General features: G+C 48.6%; 1 protein-coding gene. It reads right to left on the bottom strand.

The window, feature by feature from the left end; translation table 11 throughout:
- Positions 1–434 (bottom strand): fibronectin type III domain-containing protein (locus J1N09_RS15425; RefSeq protein WP_265201176.1); only part of this gene is annotated, 434 nt, incomplete at both ends.

Raw genomic sequence — 434 nt, 5'->3', positions numbered from 1 at the left:
CCTTCATAAACGTCATATCCCGTTACACCTACATTATCCGTAGAGGCTGTCCAGCTCAGATCAGTGGTGGTCTGGGTAGTATTGGAAGCCGTAAGATTTGTAGGAGCACTCGGAGCAATTGTATCACTCATGGTAGTAACATCCAGTGGCGCACTAGGTGCCGATAAATTTCCAGCAGCATCCTTGGCCACTACCGTGAAGGTATATAATGTCGCCATGCTTAGCCCGGTAACATTAAAGGTCGTTCCTGCAGTAGATCCTAACAAATTGACACCTTCGTAAACATCATACCCCGTTACACCTACGTTATCGGTTGAAGCCGTCCATGACAGGTCGAGACTCGTCATGGTAACATTTGATGCCGAAAGGTTGGTAGGAGAGGTAGGCGCCTCTGTATCCGGTGGATCCAGAGTGGTCACGTTTGCCGCATTACT

The organism is Aureitalea sp. L0-47, from assembly GCF_026126405.1.
Lineage (GTDB): Bacteria > Bacteroidota > Bacteroidia > Flavobacteriales > Flavobacteriaceae > Pukyongia.
This window is presented reverse-complemented; position numbering and strand designations above follow the sequence as displayed.